At 62.1% G+C, this 16,114-nt stretch carries 28 protein-coding genes; 1 reads left to right on the top strand and 27 read right to left on the bottom strand.

Annotated elements, in window-relative coordinates:
• Positions 1–299 precede the first annotated feature (299 nt).
• A complete protein-coding gene (parC, locus tag ACVENA_RS02635) occupies positions 300–2,612 on the top strand; it encodes a DNA topoisomerase IV subunit A (RefSeq protein WP_449327528.1) in 2,313 nt (770 codons plus the stop codon).
• 89 nt (positions 2,613–2,701) lie between these two features.
• Here the strand turns inward: parC and ACVENA_RS02630 are convergent, their stop codons facing one another.
• The 27 genes from ACVENA_RS02630 to ACVENA_RS02500 all read right to left on the bottom strand — a co-directional run bounded on the left by ACVENA_RS02630 (position 2,702) and on the right by ACVENA_RS02500 (position 16,112).
• Positions 2,702–3,688, bottom strand: a complete 987-nt coding sequence (locus ACVENA_RS02630) for a tyrosine-type recombinase/integrase (protein WP_449327527.1) — start codon at positions 3,686–3,688, stop codon at positions 2,702–2,704.
• A gap of 19 nt (positions 3,689–3,707) precedes the next feature.
• Complete coding sequence (locus ACVENA_RS02625) at positions 3,708–3,962, bottom strand: hypothetical protein (RefSeq protein WP_449327526.1); 255 nt, start codon at positions 3,960–3,962, stop codon at positions 3,708–3,710.
• The gene (locus tag ACVENA_RS02620; RefSeq protein ID WP_449327525.1) at positions 3,959–4,141 is read right to left on the bottom strand and encodes a hypothetical protein; all 183 of its coding nucleotides are present in this window, start codon (positions 4,139–4,141) and stop codon (positions 3,959–3,961) included. Before ACVENA_RS02620 ends, ACVENA_RS02625 begins: the two co-directional genes overlap by 4 nt.
• Positions 4,141–4,497 (bottom strand): hypothetical protein, encoded by a 357-nt coding sequence (locus ACVENA_RS02615; RefSeq protein ID WP_449327524.1) that lies wholly within the window; start codon positions 4,495–4,497, stop codon positions 4,141–4,143. The genes ACVENA_RS02620 and ACVENA_RS02615 overlap by 1 nt, the downstream gene beginning before the upstream one ends.
• Positions 4,497–4,742: a hypothetical protein gene (locus ACVENA_RS02610; RefSeq protein WP_449327523.1), complete on the bottom strand. Its 246-nt coding sequence runs from the start codon at positions 4,740–4,742 to the stop codon at positions 4,497–4,499. Before ACVENA_RS02610 ends, ACVENA_RS02615 begins: the two co-directional genes overlap by 1 nt.
• A gap of 142 nt (positions 4,743–4,884) precedes the next feature.
• Complete coding sequence (locus tag ACVENA_RS02605) at positions 4,885–5,238, bottom strand: hypothetical protein (protein ID WP_449327522.1); 354 nt, start codon at positions 5,236–5,238, stop codon at positions 4,885–4,887.
• Entirely contained in the window at positions 5,235–5,753 is a 519-nt protein-coding gene (locus tag ACVENA_RS02600) for an HNH endonuclease (RefSeq protein WP_449328883.1), read from the bottom strand. Before ACVENA_RS02600 ends, ACVENA_RS02605 begins: the two co-directional genes overlap by 4 nt.
• A gap of 433 nt (positions 5,754–6,186) precedes the next feature.
• Positions 6,187–6,399, bottom strand: coding sequence for a hypothetical protein (locus ACVENA_RS02595; protein ID WP_449327521.1), 213 nt, complete (start codon positions 6,397–6,399; stop codon positions 6,187–6,189).
• Positions 6,399–6,827 carry a hypothetical protein gene (locus ACVENA_RS02590; protein ID WP_449327520.1) on the bottom strand — a complete coding sequence of 143 codons (429 nt, stop codon included), beginning with the start codon at positions 6,825–6,827 and terminating at the stop codon, positions 6,399–6,401. Before ACVENA_RS02590 ends, ACVENA_RS02595 begins: the two co-directional genes overlap by 1 nt.
• 66 nt (positions 6,828–6,893) lie before the next feature.
• Complete coding sequence (locus ACVENA_RS02585) at positions 6,894–7,754, bottom strand: hypothetical protein (protein WP_449327519.1); 861 nt, start codon at positions 7,752–7,754, stop codon at positions 6,894–6,896.
• Positions 7,751–8,245 (bottom strand): HNH endonuclease, encoded by a 495-nt coding sequence (locus ACVENA_RS02580; protein ID WP_449327518.1) that lies wholly within the window; start codon positions 8,243–8,245, stop codon positions 7,751–7,753. Before ACVENA_RS02580 ends, ACVENA_RS02585 begins: the two co-directional genes overlap by 4 nt.
• Positions 8,242–9,018, bottom strand: coding sequence for a lambda exonuclease family protein (locus ACVENA_RS02575; RefSeq protein ID WP_449327517.1), 777 nt, complete (start codon positions 9,016–9,018; stop codon positions 8,242–8,244). Before ACVENA_RS02575 ends, ACVENA_RS02580 begins: the two co-directional genes overlap by 4 nt.
• A complete protein-coding gene (locus ACVENA_RS02570) occupies positions 9,018–9,323 on the bottom strand; it encodes a hypothetical protein (RefSeq protein ID WP_449327516.1) in 306 nt (101 codons plus the stop codon). Before ACVENA_RS02570 ends, ACVENA_RS02575 begins: the two co-directional genes overlap by 1 nt.
• 2 nt (positions 9,324–9,325) lie before the next feature.
• On the bottom strand, positions 9,326–10,465 hold the full coding sequence (locus ACVENA_RS02565; RefSeq protein WP_449327515.1) for a hypothetical protein: 1,140 nt from the start codon (positions 10,463–10,465) through the stop codon (positions 9,326–9,328).
• Positions 10,462–10,860, bottom strand: coding sequence for a zinc-finger-containing protein (locus ACVENA_RS02560; RefSeq protein WP_449327514.1), 399 nt, complete (start codon positions 10,858–10,860; stop codon positions 10,462–10,464). Before ACVENA_RS02560 ends, ACVENA_RS02565 begins: the two co-directional genes overlap by 4 nt.
• Positions 10,857–11,192, bottom strand: coding sequence for a hypothetical protein (locus ACVENA_RS02555; protein ID WP_449327513.1), 336 nt, complete (start codon positions 11,190–11,192; stop codon positions 10,857–10,859). The genes ACVENA_RS02560 and ACVENA_RS02555 overlap by 4 nt, the downstream gene beginning before the upstream one ends.
• A complete protein-coding gene (locus ACVENA_RS02550; protein WP_449327512.1) occupies positions 11,189–11,779 on the bottom strand; it encodes a hypothetical protein in 591 nt (196 codons plus the stop codon). The genes ACVENA_RS02555 and ACVENA_RS02550 overlap by 4 nt, the downstream gene beginning before the upstream one ends.
• Positions 11,779–12,045, bottom strand: coding sequence for a hypothetical protein (locus ACVENA_RS02545; RefSeq protein ID WP_449327511.1), 267 nt, complete (start codon positions 12,043–12,045; stop codon positions 11,779–11,781). Before ACVENA_RS02545 ends, ACVENA_RS02550 begins: the two co-directional genes overlap by 1 nt.
• Positions 12,042–12,359 (bottom strand): hypothetical protein, encoded by a 318-nt coding sequence (locus tag ACVENA_RS02540; protein WP_449327510.1) that lies wholly within the window; start codon positions 12,357–12,359, stop codon positions 12,042–12,044. Before ACVENA_RS02540 ends, ACVENA_RS02545 begins: the two co-directional genes overlap by 4 nt.
• Positions 12,356–12,556: a hypothetical protein gene (locus ACVENA_RS02535; RefSeq protein WP_449327509.1), complete on the bottom strand. Its 201-nt coding sequence runs from the start codon at positions 12,554–12,556 to the stop codon at positions 12,356–12,358. Before ACVENA_RS02535 ends, ACVENA_RS02540 begins: the two co-directional genes overlap by 4 nt.
• The gene (locus ACVENA_RS02530) at positions 12,556–13,818 is read right to left on the bottom strand and encodes a hypothetical protein (RefSeq protein WP_449327508.1); all 1,263 of its coding nucleotides are present in this window, start codon (positions 13,816–13,818) and stop codon (positions 12,556–12,558) included. The genes ACVENA_RS02535 and ACVENA_RS02530 overlap by 1 nt, the downstream gene beginning before the upstream one ends.
• A gap of 11 nt (positions 13,819–13,829) precedes the next feature.
• The gene (locus tag ACVENA_RS02525) at positions 13,830–14,018 is read right to left on the bottom strand and encodes a hypothetical protein (protein ID WP_449327507.1); all 189 of its coding nucleotides are present in this window, start codon (positions 14,016–14,018) and stop codon (positions 13,830–13,832) included.
• Complete coding sequence (locus ACVENA_RS02520; RefSeq protein ID WP_449327506.1) at positions 14,015–14,188, bottom strand: hypothetical protein; 174 nt, start codon at positions 14,186–14,188, stop codon at positions 14,015–14,017. Before ACVENA_RS02520 ends, ACVENA_RS02525 begins: the two co-directional genes overlap by 4 nt.
• A complete protein-coding gene (locus tag ACVENA_RS02515; protein ID WP_449327505.1) occupies positions 14,185–14,631 on the bottom strand; it encodes a hypothetical protein in 447 nt (148 codons plus the stop codon). The genes ACVENA_RS02520 and ACVENA_RS02515 overlap by 4 nt, the downstream gene beginning before the upstream one ends.
• A gap of 81 nt (positions 14,632–14,712) precedes the next feature.
• Positions 14,713–15,075 (bottom strand): hypothetical protein, encoded by a 363-nt coding sequence (locus tag ACVENA_RS02510; RefSeq protein WP_449327504.1) that lies wholly within the window; start codon positions 15,073–15,075, stop codon positions 14,713–14,715.
• Positions 15,076–15,096: 21 nt separating this feature from the next.
• Complete coding sequence (locus ACVENA_RS02505) at positions 15,097–15,456, bottom strand: HIRAN domain-containing protein (RefSeq protein ID WP_449327503.1); 360 nt, start codon at positions 15,454–15,456, stop codon at positions 15,097–15,099.
• Positions 15,453–16,112 (bottom strand): helix-turn-helix domain-containing protein, encoded by a 660-nt coding sequence (locus ACVENA_RS02500; protein WP_449327502.1) that lies wholly within the window; start codon positions 16,110–16,112, stop codon positions 15,453–15,455. The genes ACVENA_RS02505 and ACVENA_RS02500 overlap by 4 nt, the downstream gene beginning before the upstream one ends.
• Between the last annotated feature and the right edge of the window lie 2 nt (positions 16,113–16,114).

Here is a 16,114-nt window from a genome sequence, read left to right as displayed (position 1 = left end):
AACCCAGCAATACGCAACCTTTGAACGCAGCATAAGCGAGGAAAGCGCCAATTCCGGGCCGCGCGGTGGTAACGAGCGCGACGAGTAGGCTCCAGCCAAGTTCGCCTAAGATCCATAGAATGACCGACCGAAGTGCTATGTCCTCAAACGACAACGACTATTCCCCTCCGTGCCCGCCGAGATTTCTAGCAATTTAATGTCGGCATTCCACCCCAAAACAGGCCCCGCCGCCTCCCGCCGCAGCCGGGCGATGCTTCGTCTTTGCCTTGGCGCGCCAGCCTTGCTATCGGCTCCGGGCAATGGCGAGTACTTCCGACGACCTTCCCCCTTCTGAGCCCCGAAAATCCCCGGGCGACGGCATCGACACCCCGTTCGACAGCGCATTGTCCGAACGCTATCTCGTCTATGCGCTCTCGACGATCACCGCGCGCTCGCTGCCCGATCTTCGCGACGGGCTGAAGCCCGTTCACCGCCGCCTGCTGTGGGCGATGCGCGCGATGCGGCTCGACCCGAGCCAGGGCTACAAGAAGTCGGCGCGCGTCGTCGGCGACGTGATCGGCAAATTCCACCCGCACGGCGACACCGCGGTCTATGACGCGATGGTCCGTCTCGCGCAGGATTTCTCGCTCCGCTATCCGCTCGTCGACGGCCAGGGCAATTTCGGCAATATCGACGGCGATAATGCCGCGGCCTACCGCTATACCGAGGCGCGGCTGACGCGCGTCGCGATCGACCTGATGCAGGGGCTCGACGAGGGCACCGTCGATTTCAAGCCGACCTATAATGGCGAGGACGAAGAGCCCGAGATCATGCCGGGCCTGTTCCCGAACCTGCTCGCCAACGGCGCGAGCGGGATCGCGGTCGGCATGGCGACGAACATCCCGCCGCACAACGCCGCCGAGGTGATCGACGCCGCGCTGCTGCTGATCGAGAATCCGAAGGCCGAGCTCGCCGACCTCCTCGAGCATGTCAAAGGCCCCGACTTTCCGACCGGCGGCATCATCGTCGACAGCCCGGAGACGATCGCCCATGCCTATGAGACCGGCCGCGGCGGTTTCCGCGTCCGCGCGCGCTTCTCGACCGGCAAGGATGCGGGCGGGGCGTGGGAAGAAACCGGCATCGAAAAGCAGCCGGGCGGCACTTGGCAGCTTGTCGTCAGCGAAATCCCCTACGGCGTCGCCAAGGGCAAGCTGATCGAGCAGATCGCGCAGCTCATCGCCGACAAGAAATTGCCGATCCTCGAGGATGTCCGCGACGAAAGCGCCGAAGACCTGCGGATCGTGCTGGTGCCGAAGAGCCGCAACGTCGACCCCGACATCCTCAAGGAAAGCCTCTACCGGCTGACCGAACTCGAAAGCCGCTTCGCGCTCAATCTTAACGTCCTCGACGCGACGCGGACGCCGAAGGTGATGGGGCTGCACCAGCTTCTCACCGAATGGCTCGAGCATCAGATCGTCGTGCTGGTCCGCCGCTCGAAACATCGCATCGCCAAGATCGATGACCGGCTCGAACTGGTCGGCGGTTATTTGATTGCCTTCCTCAACCTCGACCGGATCATCGAGATCATCCGCACCGAGGACGAGCCCAAACCGGTGATGATGGCCGAGTTCCTGCTCACCGACCGCCAGGCCGAGGCGATCCTCAACATGCGCCTGCGGTCCTTGCGCAAGCTCGAGGAAATGGAATTGAAGCGCGAGCAGGACGCGCTGACCGCCGAACGCGAGGAACTGGTCAAGCTGGTCGAGAGCCCGGCGCGCCAACGCACGCGGCTGAAGCGCGACCTCGGCGCGCTGCGCGCCGTCTACGGCCCCGACACCGCGCTCGGCGCGCGCCGCACGACACTGGCCGAAGCGGCGCCCGCGCGCGACATTCCGCTCGATGCGATGATCGAGAAGGAACCGGTGACGGTGATCCTCTCGAAGCGCGGCTGGATCCGCGCCCAGCGCGGCCATGTCGCGTCCGACCAGTGGGGCGAGTTCAAGTTCAAGGAAGGCGACGAACTCGCCTTCGCCGCGCACGCACAGACGACCGACAAGCTGCTGGTTGCCGCAAGCGACGGGCGTTTCTACACCGTCGGTGCCGACAAGCTGCCCGGCGGGCGCGGCTTCGGCGAACCGCTGCGGCTGATGGTCGACATCGATCCCGAGGCGCGCATCGTCGCGATGATCCCGGCGAGCGCCGAGGGGCGCCTGCTCCTCGCCTCGACGAGCGGCCACGGCTTCATCGCCCAGATGGCCGACGTCGTCGCCGAGACGCGCAAGGGCCGCAACGTCGTCAACCTGAAACCGAAGGCACAGCTTTCCGTCGTCCGCCCGATCGCGCCCGGCGACGACAGCATCGCCGTCGTCGGCGAGAACCGCAAGCTCGTGGTCTTTCCGATCACCGAAATGCCGGTGATGGCGAGGGGACAAGGGGTAACGTTGCAGAAGTATCGCGATGGCGGCCTGTCCGATGCGATCAGCTTCGTTTTCGCCGAGGGGCTAAGCTGGACGATGGGCGGCGACACCGGCCGCACCCGCACCGAAAGCGATCTCGGCCCCTGGCGCGTCGCGCGCAGCGCATCGGGACGGATGCCCCCCACGGGCTTCCCGCGGAACAACCGCTTCGACTGATCGCATTTACCTGTTGCCGTAAATCCCTTCGTTAATGCAAGCCCTGATTTTCCGCGAGTCGCGGGCGAGTTTTCTAAACGTTTTCCCGTTCACTTTCGGTTCTCCCACTTGAGAATGGCCGCCGAAGAGAGCAATTTTTGATCCCGGAGCCGCGCGTAATACTCGACCATCTCGAACGACTGCCCCGATACCGCTGCGGTTTCCGCCACCGTGCAACCGGCTTCGAGCAAGGCGATGACGGCGTTCTTGCGCAGTCCGTGCGGGACGACCTTGGCCCCATGCTCGGCGGCGAAATGCTGTAGGTCGTTGCGGATCGTCTTGGTGCTGGCGCGCCGCCCATATTCGGTGGTCAGGATCGTGATGCCCCGCTTCGGCGTGTCCGCCAGAAGGTCGCGGAGCTTGGCGTGCAGGCGGATAGTCAGCGTCTTATCGGTCTTGTCCTGCCTGACCGTGACCATGCCATCCCGCACGTCGCTCCACGTCATCTTGCAGACATCACCGATGCGCTGGGCCGTGTAATAGAGCAGATGTGCCGCCAGCTTCACGCGGGGCTTGTCGCTGTCGAGAGCAGTTTGCAGGACATGCTCCGGCCAAGGATCATGGCTACCCGTTGGGACGGGCTTATGGTCGCCGATCGGGTCAGTCGTGCGCTCGACATGATGCTTGAGCCTGCCCCATTTATAGAGCGACGACAGGACAGCCAGCGCCATGTTGACGGCTCCAGGCGCATTGCCCATGTCGGAAATGAAGGTGGCCGTGTCCTTCGGCGTCACGTCATCTACCGGCGCCTCGCCCATCTCGGCGTCGATCTTGTCGAGCGAGATCGTGTAGACCCGCTTAGTCGAATCCGCGAGACGGGCAAATTCGGGGCTGGTGCGGTAATAGCGGATGAGGCCGGAAACGCTAAGCCCGACCGCCCGCGCGCTTGCCCTCTTGGTTCTCCAAGCATCGTGCGCCGCGAGTTTCGCCCCGAAGTCCGGCGCCTTGATGTCGGGGAGCCGCTTGAACAGCTTGGTGCCGTTCGGCTTGAGCTCGCCCGTGTCGTAATAATAATAGTCCCGCCCTTTTGAGCGCACGCGCTTGACGTGGGGGATTTCAGCGGCTTTTGGCATACATCGGGCTTCTGCTCCGCCAGTCGCTAACCGCGCCAGCGATCATTTCAAGATGGCGGTCGAGTGTCGGTCGGTGCCAATGGTCCACCCCGCCCAAGACGACGGGATCGGGCAGCCGGCCATCGATAATCTCGCGCTGAAACTGCGCTTCCGAAAGGCAGCAGTAGTCAGCCGCAAGTTTGCGCGTCATCATCTGCGGCCAATGCGGAATCCGCTCGATACGGGTCGGAGCGTTCACCGTCCCTCCCCCTTCATCTCAGCCAACCTCGCCTCTCTCCACTCTTCTGCAAGGTCGAAGGTATCGAATGTTGCGAGGGGTTCAGGCAGGGTAATGCGAGTCTGTCCGTCGAGCGTCATGGTGCCGTGGTCGTCGATTTCGACAGCGGGTGCGGCGAGATTGTGGACGGCCCACGGCATCACGCGACATCCTCTGCGAATGTTGACCTGTCTGGCAGCGGTCCTTGCTCCCACAGTTCACGGACAGCCCGTCGAGCCAACGCGATGCGACGTTGCGCCTCCTTGGTGGTTTCGGCGCAAAGGAGATATTGGTAGCTGGAGAGGATGGACGCGACCGTGAACCGCACGCTTTCGGGGTCGCCATAGCGCATCGACCATTCAAGCGGGGTTTCTGCTGTCGGGTCCGGAATGTCGATCCACGCGCCATCGCCGCAATCGACATGGGCAATGGTGCCGTCTGCAGGATGCGGGGTCAGGCTATGGCCACGGTTCACGGCACCGCCTAGGACGGGGAAGTTCTGACGCAAGATCGCCATCACTCAACCCCTTCCATCGCCGAAAGCCGCCGATCGACCATGACAACGGCGTTCGATGCCAAGTCCTCCGCTGCGGACAGTTCACGCCAAGGGACTTCGTGAGACGCCGCCGTCATCTGCTCGCGCACAACGGTCCAACCGCGCACGATGACGCCGATCTCGGTCACGACGATCTCTATCGTGCGACGGCCCCGCGAGGCTTCACGCGCGAGGCGGGCGGCGGCTTTGAGGTTGGCGGTGGTCATCGACCCAGCACCCGCGCCAGAAGCCCACGCCGGGGCCGCTCCATCGGCAGGATCGGTCCTCGCGCCCTCTCCTGCTGCCATTGCGTCTGATAGCCGGAGCGCCGCGTAGCCCGGAATATCCGGTCGGTTTGACCATAGGTCATCAGCATGATCCTTTCGGTAAAATTCCGATTTCAATGCTTTCGGCGCGCAGCCGGGTCGCAATCGCCGCGGTGTCCACGCCAACCCGGTCGCACCAAAGGCCCTCGTGTCCGATGCCGTGAATGCCGTTGGTGCCTTGGTGGCAATCCTTGCAGACCGGCACGATGAATTCGTGATCCCGGCGCCATCGTTTGCCCGGAACCGGCAGGAGCGTATGGTGAGCATCCGAAGGCCCGCGCCGCCCGCATCCACAGCAGGGCATCCGCTTCACCCGGTCCTTGTGCCGCCGCTCGGCAGCGTTGGGCTTGGGGTTGTAGCGCGGTTTGATCCGGCCATGGTTGATCCGCACGTTCACAGGAGCCTCCCAAGCGAACGCATGTGGACGATCGGGTCGCGCGCAGACTTCCTGATATTGCAGGTATGGCAAAGCAGTTGGATGTTACGTGGCTCGTGGCGTCCGCCGCGAGCGAGCGGCTGGATATGATCGACATCGAACTTTTTGCGGATGCTGACGCGGCAGATACCGCAACGCCAGCGCTGGCTCTCGCCGATCCGAGCGATCGTCCCGCGCGGAAGTCGTCCAACCTTCCTGCCTTTGCGTCGGCTGGCGAACTCGCGGACTTTGTCAGGGTTGTTCGCCCTGTATGCCCTTATGGACGCGGCAGCCTTGCCGTTGACTCTACGTCGCTCTAGCGTCGCCTTAATGCCGCCCTTCCAATGAAGGCTGTCCTTGCCGGTAGGGTATGAAATCCTTCCTTCAGCCCTCGCTTTCCGGCATGCCTCTGCGGCGCGGCGCTGAAATTCAGGGTCTTTGTTTGCTGTCGCGATCGACGTATTGCACTGTTGAGAGCAGAACCGTCCGCCGCCCATTGCTAACTGCCGAGGACGGGGAACAAAGTCTTTGCCGCACGTTTCACATGTTTTGGTTCGCGCTCTTACGGCCTTTTCGCGCGAAAGCGCCGAGCATTCCGGGCTGCATCTGCGGTATTCATCCGCCTTAGATGGCGGAAGCCACATCTGCTTGCCGCATTCCATGCACGCGACATTAACTGTTCCGGCGCGCTCCTCGAAACGCCTGGCGTGCCATCCGAGCGCCCTGTGCTCGGTTCTTCTCGACGCATAACTGCATGATCGGGAGCAATAGAGCGGCCGCCCGTTCTTGACGGCCCTGTTGATTTCTCCAGCGGATCGCTGGCGCTCGATCCCACAGTGGGCACAGATCATCGTAGCCATTGTCAGGCGACCTTCCATGCGGCTCGCGGTGCATTCTTCTTGCGCGGGGCGAAGGCGGAACGGGGGAGCATCAGAACGGAATGTCCGTATCGAAACGCTCGATCTCGACCGGCTTGGCAACCCTCGTCCGGCTGACTGTTTGCAGGACATAGAAGTCCTGGCCGGGATTGCTCATCGCCAGCCGCTCAGCTTCCGCTTCGGCAAGGCTTAATGCCCGATGACGCTCACGCGGCGAGTGCGGTCCTTTCGGATTCCACACGACATAGAACGGGTCGGACGCCATCACGCCGCTCCCTTCTTCGTGCGCGCCGGTCCACTTTTCTGCGCGCCGGTGGCATTTCGTGCGCGGCGTTCGCGCCGACCAGCATTGTCCCGGTCACGCTTGGCGCGGAAACCAGCGAGTTCGACGGACTGCGCTTCGAGGTCTTTGACGGCGGCGTTGAATTTGCCTTGCCACTCTTCGACCTCGCGCCGCAGCGACGTCACCCGGTCCTCTGCCGTGAGATACCGCTGCCGGTTCTTGAACTGGCTGTCGCGGGCTTCCTTGAGGCGCTGGACGGCCAGAGCTACCTTGTTCGGCAGGCCGACGACGCCGGAAAACTCTTCGGCAGCGACGTGGCCCGCTGCCTTGTCGATCACCGCATCTTGCTTCGCCACGATCCGCTTGTGATCCTCGACCCGCATCAGGCCGAGCATGTTCAAAATTCCCATCGTCATTCTCCTTCAAAATTCACCGGGCGGGTTGTTGGCGCCGCCCGGCTCCCTGCTGGTGGAAACTCACCCCGCCGCAGCGGTCGAAAACCGCATCAGCGCGCTGTTCTCGGCAGCTTCGATGTCGGCAATCACGTCATCCGGCAGCCCGCGCTTGGTCGCGGCGAACTGGTTGACCGCGCCCTTGACGTCGATCATGGTTTCCAGCTTCTGGATGCTGTCGAGGTGAGCGTCGACGACGGCGCGCCATGCCGGGGCTTCGTCATTGAACCCCTCGCCCATATCCTCGTCCGACCGGCCTTCCTGTGCGGTCGGGTTGTCGGGGGTGGCGGTGTCGGCGGGCTGGGCGATACGGAAAGCATCGTCGACCTCATCGGCGATGTCCGGCGCTTCCTGCCGCAGCCAATCCCGACGCTTGATGATGGCTTCACGCTCGGCCAGCGCGCGCAAAGCGTCCGGCCCATCGGCAGCATGCGCGCGACGGATTAGGTCGTCGGCAACCTCGCGCGCGCCGTTATCCGCGCGCCGATCGCTGACCTGTAACGGCTCGACGCGGTAGGGCTTGCGGCTTCCCTTGGACAGCGTGACCGCAGTCAATAGCGCCCCGTCGATGTGCGACATATGGCTGATGCGGATGCCGCCGATCTCCATCCCGGCCCACTTCACGGTCGGGTCGCAATAGAGCGTCAGCATCTTGCCCGGATAGGTCTTGGAGTCGGGGCCCCACGCTGCGACCATAACCCGGCACATCGACTTGCACGGCTTCCATGGCTTTCCGTCGTCGCCCTGATAGTGGACGCTGACGGGCTGCTCCTTGGCATCCCGAACATCAACGCGGGTGATCGTGACCGTGATCGGGCCCCCGACCAAATCGGCGGCATTCAATTGGTCTGATTTCGCCTCAATGACGGGCGTCATGTCGCTCAATGTCGGTCTCCTGATTGAGTGCGGGCGAACGGTCCGAAATGGCGGGCGGCGGCCGAGGCGTATGCCGCCGCTGCCTCCAATTCGTCTGTGAAATAACCAAGGTGGATCGGCCGACTGTCGACCACGATCTTCGCAACCCATCGCCTGTCGCGCTTGTGCCAAGTCACGCCTTTATGAGCCGAATATTCGCGCCTTCGATTGGGCGCGCTGTTCTGGGCGTTCTGGCGTGGCGTGACGCTCCGAAGGTTTTTCTTCCTATTATCTAGGGTGTCGCCGTTGATATGATCGGTCTGCATTCCCTTCGGGGTGCGGTTGATGATCCGGTGCATCAGAACAGTGGAGTATTTGCCATTCTCCTGCTTTTCGGACCGGGCCGCATAGAAAGTCCCCAAGTGGGTAGGGGAGGCATTCCATTTCGATGAGGATATCGCGTCGTAATCATCGTCATCGACGACCGCGAATTTGCCTTTAGTTAGTGGGATCAGCTTCATGCGTGCATCTCCCGCGAGACACGCTCAGTCGGGATCAAGCGCGCCCCGGATGCCAGCAACGCATCGAAAATTACTCTCTTGTCAGCAAGGTCATCTTCGAACTTTTGCGCGGCCGAGAGGATGGCATCCTCATAGGCGGGGATAAGCTCAACCCGCGTTGCAACCATAGGCAGACCGGCACTGTAGCTGACGAAGTCGATCCACTTGCGCTCACTTACGATCAAGCCAGTTTGACATTGCAGCATGAACTCAGCCGGGACTTCATCCCGAACAGTGTTTTCGATCATCGTCTGGATTTGAAGACGCTGTTTCCTTGACTTGCACTCGATCAAGCCATCCTCACCAACAAGGCCATCAGGAGAGAATCCGATTGTAAAACCGAACTTGTCGTTCGTGATGAAGCCGCATTCTTCGACCGGCGCATATTCGCGGGAGTAGACCATCCGCGCTTCCATCTCATCCTCGCGGCCGCGCAGAATGTCCCAGCTTTCAAAGCTCTCTTCGACGAACCCGGTGATGCGCTGTGCGAGCAATTCCCAAAGGTGCGAGCGGGCCTTGTCATTGTTCGCGACCTTGAGCGTCGGTGTCAGGATTTTGCTCATTTCGCTGGCGGTCAGAACGCCGGTCCGCAGCTTCATCCATTCCGCCGTGCCTTGCTCGACGTCATAATGATAGACGACGCGGCCCTTGTTCGGCTTCGGCGCCTGTTCCGGCTGATCGTCGACCGGCTCGGGAGCGATGTAACCGCGATCAAACGGGTTGTCGGTCATCATCAGAACTCCTCGCGCAGGCGCTCGCGCCAATCGTCAGCGCGCGCTTCTTCGGCGGCCGCTTCTCGGTCGCACCAGTGTTCGAAACATTCCTTGATCAGCCCGTCGTCTTCGAGCAGGCCTTCGCGCAGGAATGTCCCTGCGATCAGAGGCGTAATGTCGGTAATCTCGACCGATGCGGGTTCGGCGGGGTCGGTCAGCGTCTGCGGATAGCCGGGACGCCTGACGTAGGTCACCTGAACCTCTGCCTCGCATTCGAAGCCCCGGCTGTCGTGCCACATGACGGTGGTCTTGAAGGTGCCTGTCATCGTCAGAACTCCATCCGCACGGCAGGAATCTCTCCCGCGATGACCGCCATGACGATCTTCTTCGCCGTCTCTTCGTCTGCACCGCAGGAGATGATCGCGTCTTTGGCCTTGGTCTTGACGGCGGTGCGGTGAGCCTGATCGGCTTCGCGCTTCGCCTTGGCTTCGGCTTCCCGGCGTTCCGCTTCGACCCGCTCGGCCTCTTCGCGAGCAATCCTGTCACGTTCCGCCTGCGCTTCCCGTTCGGCTTTCTCGCGGGCCTCACGCTCGGCAGCGAGGGCCGCTTCATGCTGGCGGCGCTCTTCGTCCCGTTCGCGCTGGGCGGCTTCTTCCGCTTCCCGGCGCGCACGGTCGGCGGCTTCCTGTTCGGCGCGGGCAATCCGTTCCTGTTCTGCCTTCTCGGCGGCGGCACGGGCTTCCTCGGCGCGCTTCTCTTCCTCGATGCGGCGAGCTTCGGCCTCTTCGGCTTCGCGCTTGGCCTGTTCCGCCGCGACCCGATCAGCTTCGGCCTTGCGGAGCCGTTCCAGCTCTTCCGCCGCCTTCTCGGCCTTGATGGCCTGCTCCATCGCGGCGAGAAGATGCGCGACGGTATCTTTCTTCTCGCGCTCGGCTTCGTCCGCCCGGTCCTGAAACACGTCCGGATCAATCGCGATGTTATGGATGATCGTGCCGCGCTCACGGATGCTGTCGGACGTTTCGGACTGCTCAACGAAGCGCGATGACCGAAACATGGTGATGATGCGCTCGACTTCCGCCTCGCGCGCCTTTTCCGCTTCTTCCCATTCGGTGAGCGGCGCGCGGACTTCGACGGCCAGAGCCTCAAGCTGCTCCTTGATTTCCTTGCCCGCCGCATTGGCTTGGCTGACCATATCGCGCCATTGTTCGGTCAGACGCAGACGGTCCTTGTCGATAGCGGCCTTCTTGCTGCGAATTTCGGCCGCATAGGACCGCAGCGATTCCCGGCCTTTGCGCGTCGAGATGTCCACGTCCTTGGGCGCGTCTGCGGCCAGCTTCTCATACCAGGCGGTGAACTTCGCCCGGTCGAGCAGGACGATGCCCGGATCTTTCGCGACCGCCGTTGACAGGTCGGTTCCGGTTTCGGCCGGCACAATTTCAGCGCGCGGCAATTCAGCAACGTCGGTCACTTTACCTTCTCCATGTCAGGGGTGTTGGGGGTGGCGCGAGCGCGGACCGCATCGACAACCAGCTTCGCTTCCGCAGCGGTCATCATGCCCATGTGGCAGCGTTCGCGCGGAATGCCGGTCGCTTTGGACAGCCACGAATAGGCTTCGGGCCGCGTCATCTGCTTGGTGCGCCAGAGCGGGTCAAAGGCAGCGTGAGCGAGGCTGCGCGCCGCCCGCGTGACCGGGCCGCAAGGCGAACCCAGCGCGGCGGTCGTCCCCCTATGGCAACCACAATATGCGCCGCACTCGCAAAGCCAGAACGGCTTGCTGTAAAGGTCATGGCGGTGCGGGTAGATCGTGCGCCCATCGGTCAGGCTGGCGACTCCACCGCATTCGAGACACGTCGGCCCGCTCACTTCCCGTCCTCCCTGTCAGTGGTTTGACGGGCGGGAGCAGTCCATCTCGCGTAGATGCCCTCAGGAGGGCGTGCGGCTTCGATCAGGACGGCGGCGGGCAGTGCTTCAACCAGCGCCGCGACGATGCCTTCGCCTGTTGATAGGTCATAAAGCGGCTCGGCATGATCGAACGGCGCGCAGGCTTCGGCGAGCCTTGATTTCAGGTCTAGCGCGCATTGCCCGGCTGGGAACCACGCGGTGATGATCCAAGTGTGGCCGTGCAGCCGCCCATCACTGCCGGTATGCGCGCAGCAGATGTGCGTCGACACGCCGGTTGTAATCGAACCGGTCATACGAGTTGCCCCTGCCTGTGGCGGTCGGCGACGGCCTCGCGCATATGGGTGTAACGAGCCAAACCAGTGCCATCACAGGTATCGACGCCCATCTCTTCGAAATGGCGCCAACGAGCGGGATCGTTCACCCGACCGGCGTGCGTGCGCTTGCCCAGAACCTTCGCGGTGCGAACGATCTGCTCGACATGCCGCGAGCATTTCCAGTTCGTCGAGCCGCCGATGAAGACAGTCGTGATTCGGTCCCAAGGGATCGGTAGCAATTCTTGGCCGTCCTGACAGACAAAGGCGATGCTCCACCCATCAAGCCGTGGCGCGAAAAAATCGAACAGCTCCATCGTCCGCTGCGCTGACCCGACAATATCGGGAGCGGCAACGAACAGGCATTTCTCACGGTGATGGCTCTCGCGACCGAGCAAGCTATCGAACGCTTTGATATCGAGGCGTTTGAACCCGCCATTGTCAATAGCCCACGGTCGCGCCGGATCGCGCAGACGGTAGCGCGTAAGGGGCGTGAGCAACTGCCCAACCGGCACGCCAAGTTCGCGCTCGCACTGCGCCAAGTCCTGACCGTTGTCGAGCAACGCCATCACCGCTCTCCCTCAGGTTGACGGGAGGTGGCTTTCGAGATGGCGCGCTTCGCTGATTGCTCGTTGCAATGCTTGGCGGTCGCCTCGGCGCGCTCTTTGTTGGTCGTCGGGAACGGCGGGACCGTCGCGAGATAATCGCCGATTTCGTTGCACCAAACATCATAGAGGCGGAACCCCTCAAGCGAACGGCCGCAATAGACCACCTCGCAAGGTTCGGTGCCGACAATTACCCGCCTTTCATGCGGAATAACGCCCGTCATCATCATTGCTCTCCAGTGATTTGTGAGGGGTGAGAGGCGGAAAGCTCTCCGGCTTCGATCAGCCGTTCACGGACCCATGCGAGGCGCTTGGGGCATTCGTGTTGGGTGCTACGAGCGGCGCGCTTATTGTAGTCTGCCATGCCAAACGGGTAGACCCAGTCCACGAAATGCATCTGGCGCAAACCCTTGAGTTCGCCGCGCAGGCCAGTCCCGGCATTCGGGCATAGGCCCGCATCACGCGAGAACGGCTCACCATCCGGCGCCCCATTGGTAGCCCAATCATACCAAGCCTTGAGAAAGGCGATCAGGTCGGGACTCACAGCACCACCCCCCAGCCCGCCGCGACCACAGCCAGCAACCCAAACACAGCAAACCAGCCTGCGATTTCTCGCGCGGGGATGGTGCGGATGATGCTCGCGGGGTCGCGCTGGACTTCCTCTGCCGGGGCAAGCTGCATTTCCGGCGTCGGCGGATCGAAGGACGCGCGGTTATAGGCTTCGAGGGCGGCGGAAAACATCACGCCACCTCCCGCGCGAACAGCGACTTGAACCGCTCGCCGTAGCTGCCGAACGCGGCGCCAAGGACGGCTTCCAGCGGAAGTTCGTCGGCATCGCGATCAAGGCCAGCTTGCGCCATGCCTTCGCGCGTCCCCGCCTCGCAGGCGCCAGTGATCAGGCGGAAGTCGTTGATGTGGACGGTGCCGCGAGCATTGATCTCGGCGACAAGTTCATCCTGGTCGAAGCCATGCTCCATCGCCTTGAAGCGGACATCGCGCATGGCCTGCTCGATCGTCTCGCCGTGGGCGTAATACCCACCGCTCTGCGCGATCCAGCATTTCTTGAGATCAGCCAGCTCGCCGCCGCCGAAATAGGCCGCGCGGTAGAGAGTATATTCGCCCTTCGTCCGCTTCGAGCGGATGAGCATCGTGGAGCCGTCAATGGTGCGGAGGCGAATGCGCTCGCCGCGATATTGCTGGTATTCATCGGTCAGTCTGTTGAGATCGACGGAGCCGCCGTTGCTGAAGGTCGTGTTCTCGGGCAGCGTCGTCAGTCTGTTGAGATAGACGGAGCCGCCGTTGCTGAACGTCGTGTTCTCGGGCAGCGTCGTCAGGCTGCGGAGATCGACGTTGCCGCCGTTGCTGAAGGTCGTGTTCTCGGGCAGCGTCGTCAGGCTGTTGAGATAGACGTTGCCGCCGTTGCTGAACGTCGTGTTCTCGGGCAGCGTCGTCAGGCTGCGGAGATCGACGTTGCCGCCGTTGCTGAAGGTCGTGTTCTCGGGCAGCGTCGTCAGGCTGTTGAGATAGACGGAGCCGCCGTTGCTGAAGGTCGTGTTCTCGGGCAGCGTCGTCAGGCTGTTGAGATCGACGGAGCCGCCGTTGCTGAAGGTCGTGTTCTCGGGCAGCGTCGTCAGTCTGTTGAGATAGACGGAGCCGCCGTTGCTGAACGTCGTGTTCTCGGGCAGCGTCGTCAGGCTGCGGAGATCGACGTTGCCGCCGTTGCTGAAGGTCGTGTTCTCGGGCAGCGTCGTCAGGCTGTTGAGATAGACGGAGCCGCCGTTGCTGAACGTCGTGTTCTCGGGCAGCGTCGTCAGGCTGTTGAGATAGACGGAGCCGCCGTTGCTGAAGGTCGTGTTCTCGGGCAGCGTCGTCAGGCTGTTGAGATCGACGTAGCCGTAACCCTGGACGTCCACGCCACTGGCGGTGCGCTCGAAAGCGTAGCCACGCGCGTCGAGAATGGCGCAGAGCGCGTCAACACTGGTGATGTCGGTGACTTTGGTCATTGTCATTCCCCTCAGATGTGTTCGGAATGGTTGGCGGGCTCGCGGCAAACCGCCTCAAGCAGATCGACCACGCTGGCGAGACGGAGCGCGCCGAGATGGTCGCCCGAAAGCTCGCGGCTATCGCGGGCGCGGGTGAGCGAGACGAAGGCCGCATCAATGTGCGCTTCTTCGATTTCGGTGAGGCGGGTGGCGAGGGTCATGCCGACGCGCTCCAAAAGCCAGAGCCACGGATGAAACCGAAGGACCGGCTCGGCGTGTGGATGCAGGCGCCATCGCGGTCGATGCAAAGCTCGTAGCCGCCGATCCGCACGTAGGGATTGAAGCGCAGCGGGCCGTTGACGGTCCAGCGGGTGAAGAGCGAGAACTTCATGCCGCCGCTCCCATCACCGGGAAGCCCTCGTCGATAAATTCCTCGACGCTCGGCATGTGCTGGATCAGGATGGCGCAGACCTTGCCCTCGTCCGAACGCAGCGGCACCGGCGGCGTGTCGGCCATGAACCAGTCGATCAGGCGCTTCTCATATTCGCGACGGATGCCGCGCAGTTTCTCCGCTGCCTCGCCGCCGTAGCGACGAACATCGCCCTCGTAATAGACGGGCATCGCGTCGGGGATGCGCACGTCGAACACGCGCGGGTCAAAGCGCCAGTCCGCGATCGGGGCGCCGAGGTCGAGCAAGCGACCCGCGACCATGCGGAAGTCAACGCGCCGATCCTCGATCCCGTGGAACAGGTGGAAGTTGCGCGACCCGCAAACCCGCTCGGCATAGTCGAGCGTCTGGCGGAGGGTGTCGGCGGGGATGCGTTCGGGTTTCATGTAGGCTCCGTCGTGGTGACGGGGCCTGTATGGTGTGTAATTTCACACCTGTCAATTCACTTTAGTGTGCTTATTCACACTTTATTTTGAAATCGCCCCCAGATCGGCAACGACCTTATCGGTGATCCATTTGTCAATTTTCGCTTTCGTAGGATTGAGGCATCGACTTTCCACGATGACACGGTCCCCCGGCTCTTCGACGAAGACCACTTCAGCGCTTTCAGGACTGCTTCCGATAACGATGAATGGCACCGTCCCGGAATAGCCGCCAAAGCCATTCTTACTGTTCACAAAGCCGCAGGCGGACTCGATGTTCACCGTAACGTCGCTGAACTGAGCCGACGTGGGATCGCGTAACTGACGTTTGACCGGCGATTCATAATCGAAATTTGCCGGGCCGCTGCATCCCGACAAGATCGCCAGCGCAACCATTGCCCACTTCATGGCATTCCTCCGCTTGCTCTGTTAGCGCCGGAACAGTCCCCAAAACGATCGACGTTCCTCGATCCCGTAATGCCGCTCTGGCAGCGCATCGTCCGTGAGCGTCACGTCAATCACGACGCCGAGCAACCCCTTACCGGCTTCGTCGATGGATTTTATCGTCGCCGCAACCCCGCGACCTTCTTCATGGATAGCTTCGCGAAGCCAACTGCCCTTCGGGACATAGCCAATTACCCGACCGGCGTCATTTTCAACCCTAAGCGCGCGATCGTCATAAGGATTATCGCGCTCGAAGCATATCGCCACAGCCTCTCCGGAGTGGCAGCTTCGTATCGGATCCTGATAGTTACTCTCACCCACCAGCCCCACTGGATATATCTTCATCCCCCGCCATCACTCCGTTGCTTGGTCCAAAGAACGGGAGAGGCCCACTCCACCTCGACATTTTCCATGTCCGGAGCGTTGAGCGAGCGAAGGGTGAAGCGTCCAGGCGTGCTGCCTTTGGACAAAATCTTGAGATACGTGCCCCCTTCAACGGTTCGGATCGCGCAATATTCACCGATGGCTTTCTTGGGGATGCCCTGATTGCCGCGGCGGACATAAACAATGTCGCCGTCCTCGTATTTCGGGAGCATCGAAGCGCCAACGACAAGGAGAGCCATCATCGATCCATTTGCGCCGGGCGGACGCGGGACCGAAGGCGCATCGTGATCGTCGACAGCCTCAAATAGAACCTCGCCGCCTGCCCCGATCTTTCCGGCAAGCCTGATGTCGGGTTCCTCAATCAAGTCGTCGACAGACATGTCGAAAAAGTCGGCGAGCTTGACCAGCGTTCCGACGCGAACGTCATTCCGGGACTCGGTAAAGATGTCACGTATGGCGGTTTCGCCTAGCCCGGCCTGCTGGGCCAGCGGCTTTCTTTTGATGTTCTTCTCATCCATCAAATGTTGAAGCCGCCGCCTGAACGTGGCCATGTCGAACTCTGCCATGTGTGTTTTATCACACGCGACACTTGATAGGCGGTAGTCGGGATATTTCACAC

This window comes from Sphingopyxis sp. 550A (genome assembly GCF_053569535.1).
This window is presented reverse-complemented; position numbering and strand designations above follow the sequence as displayed.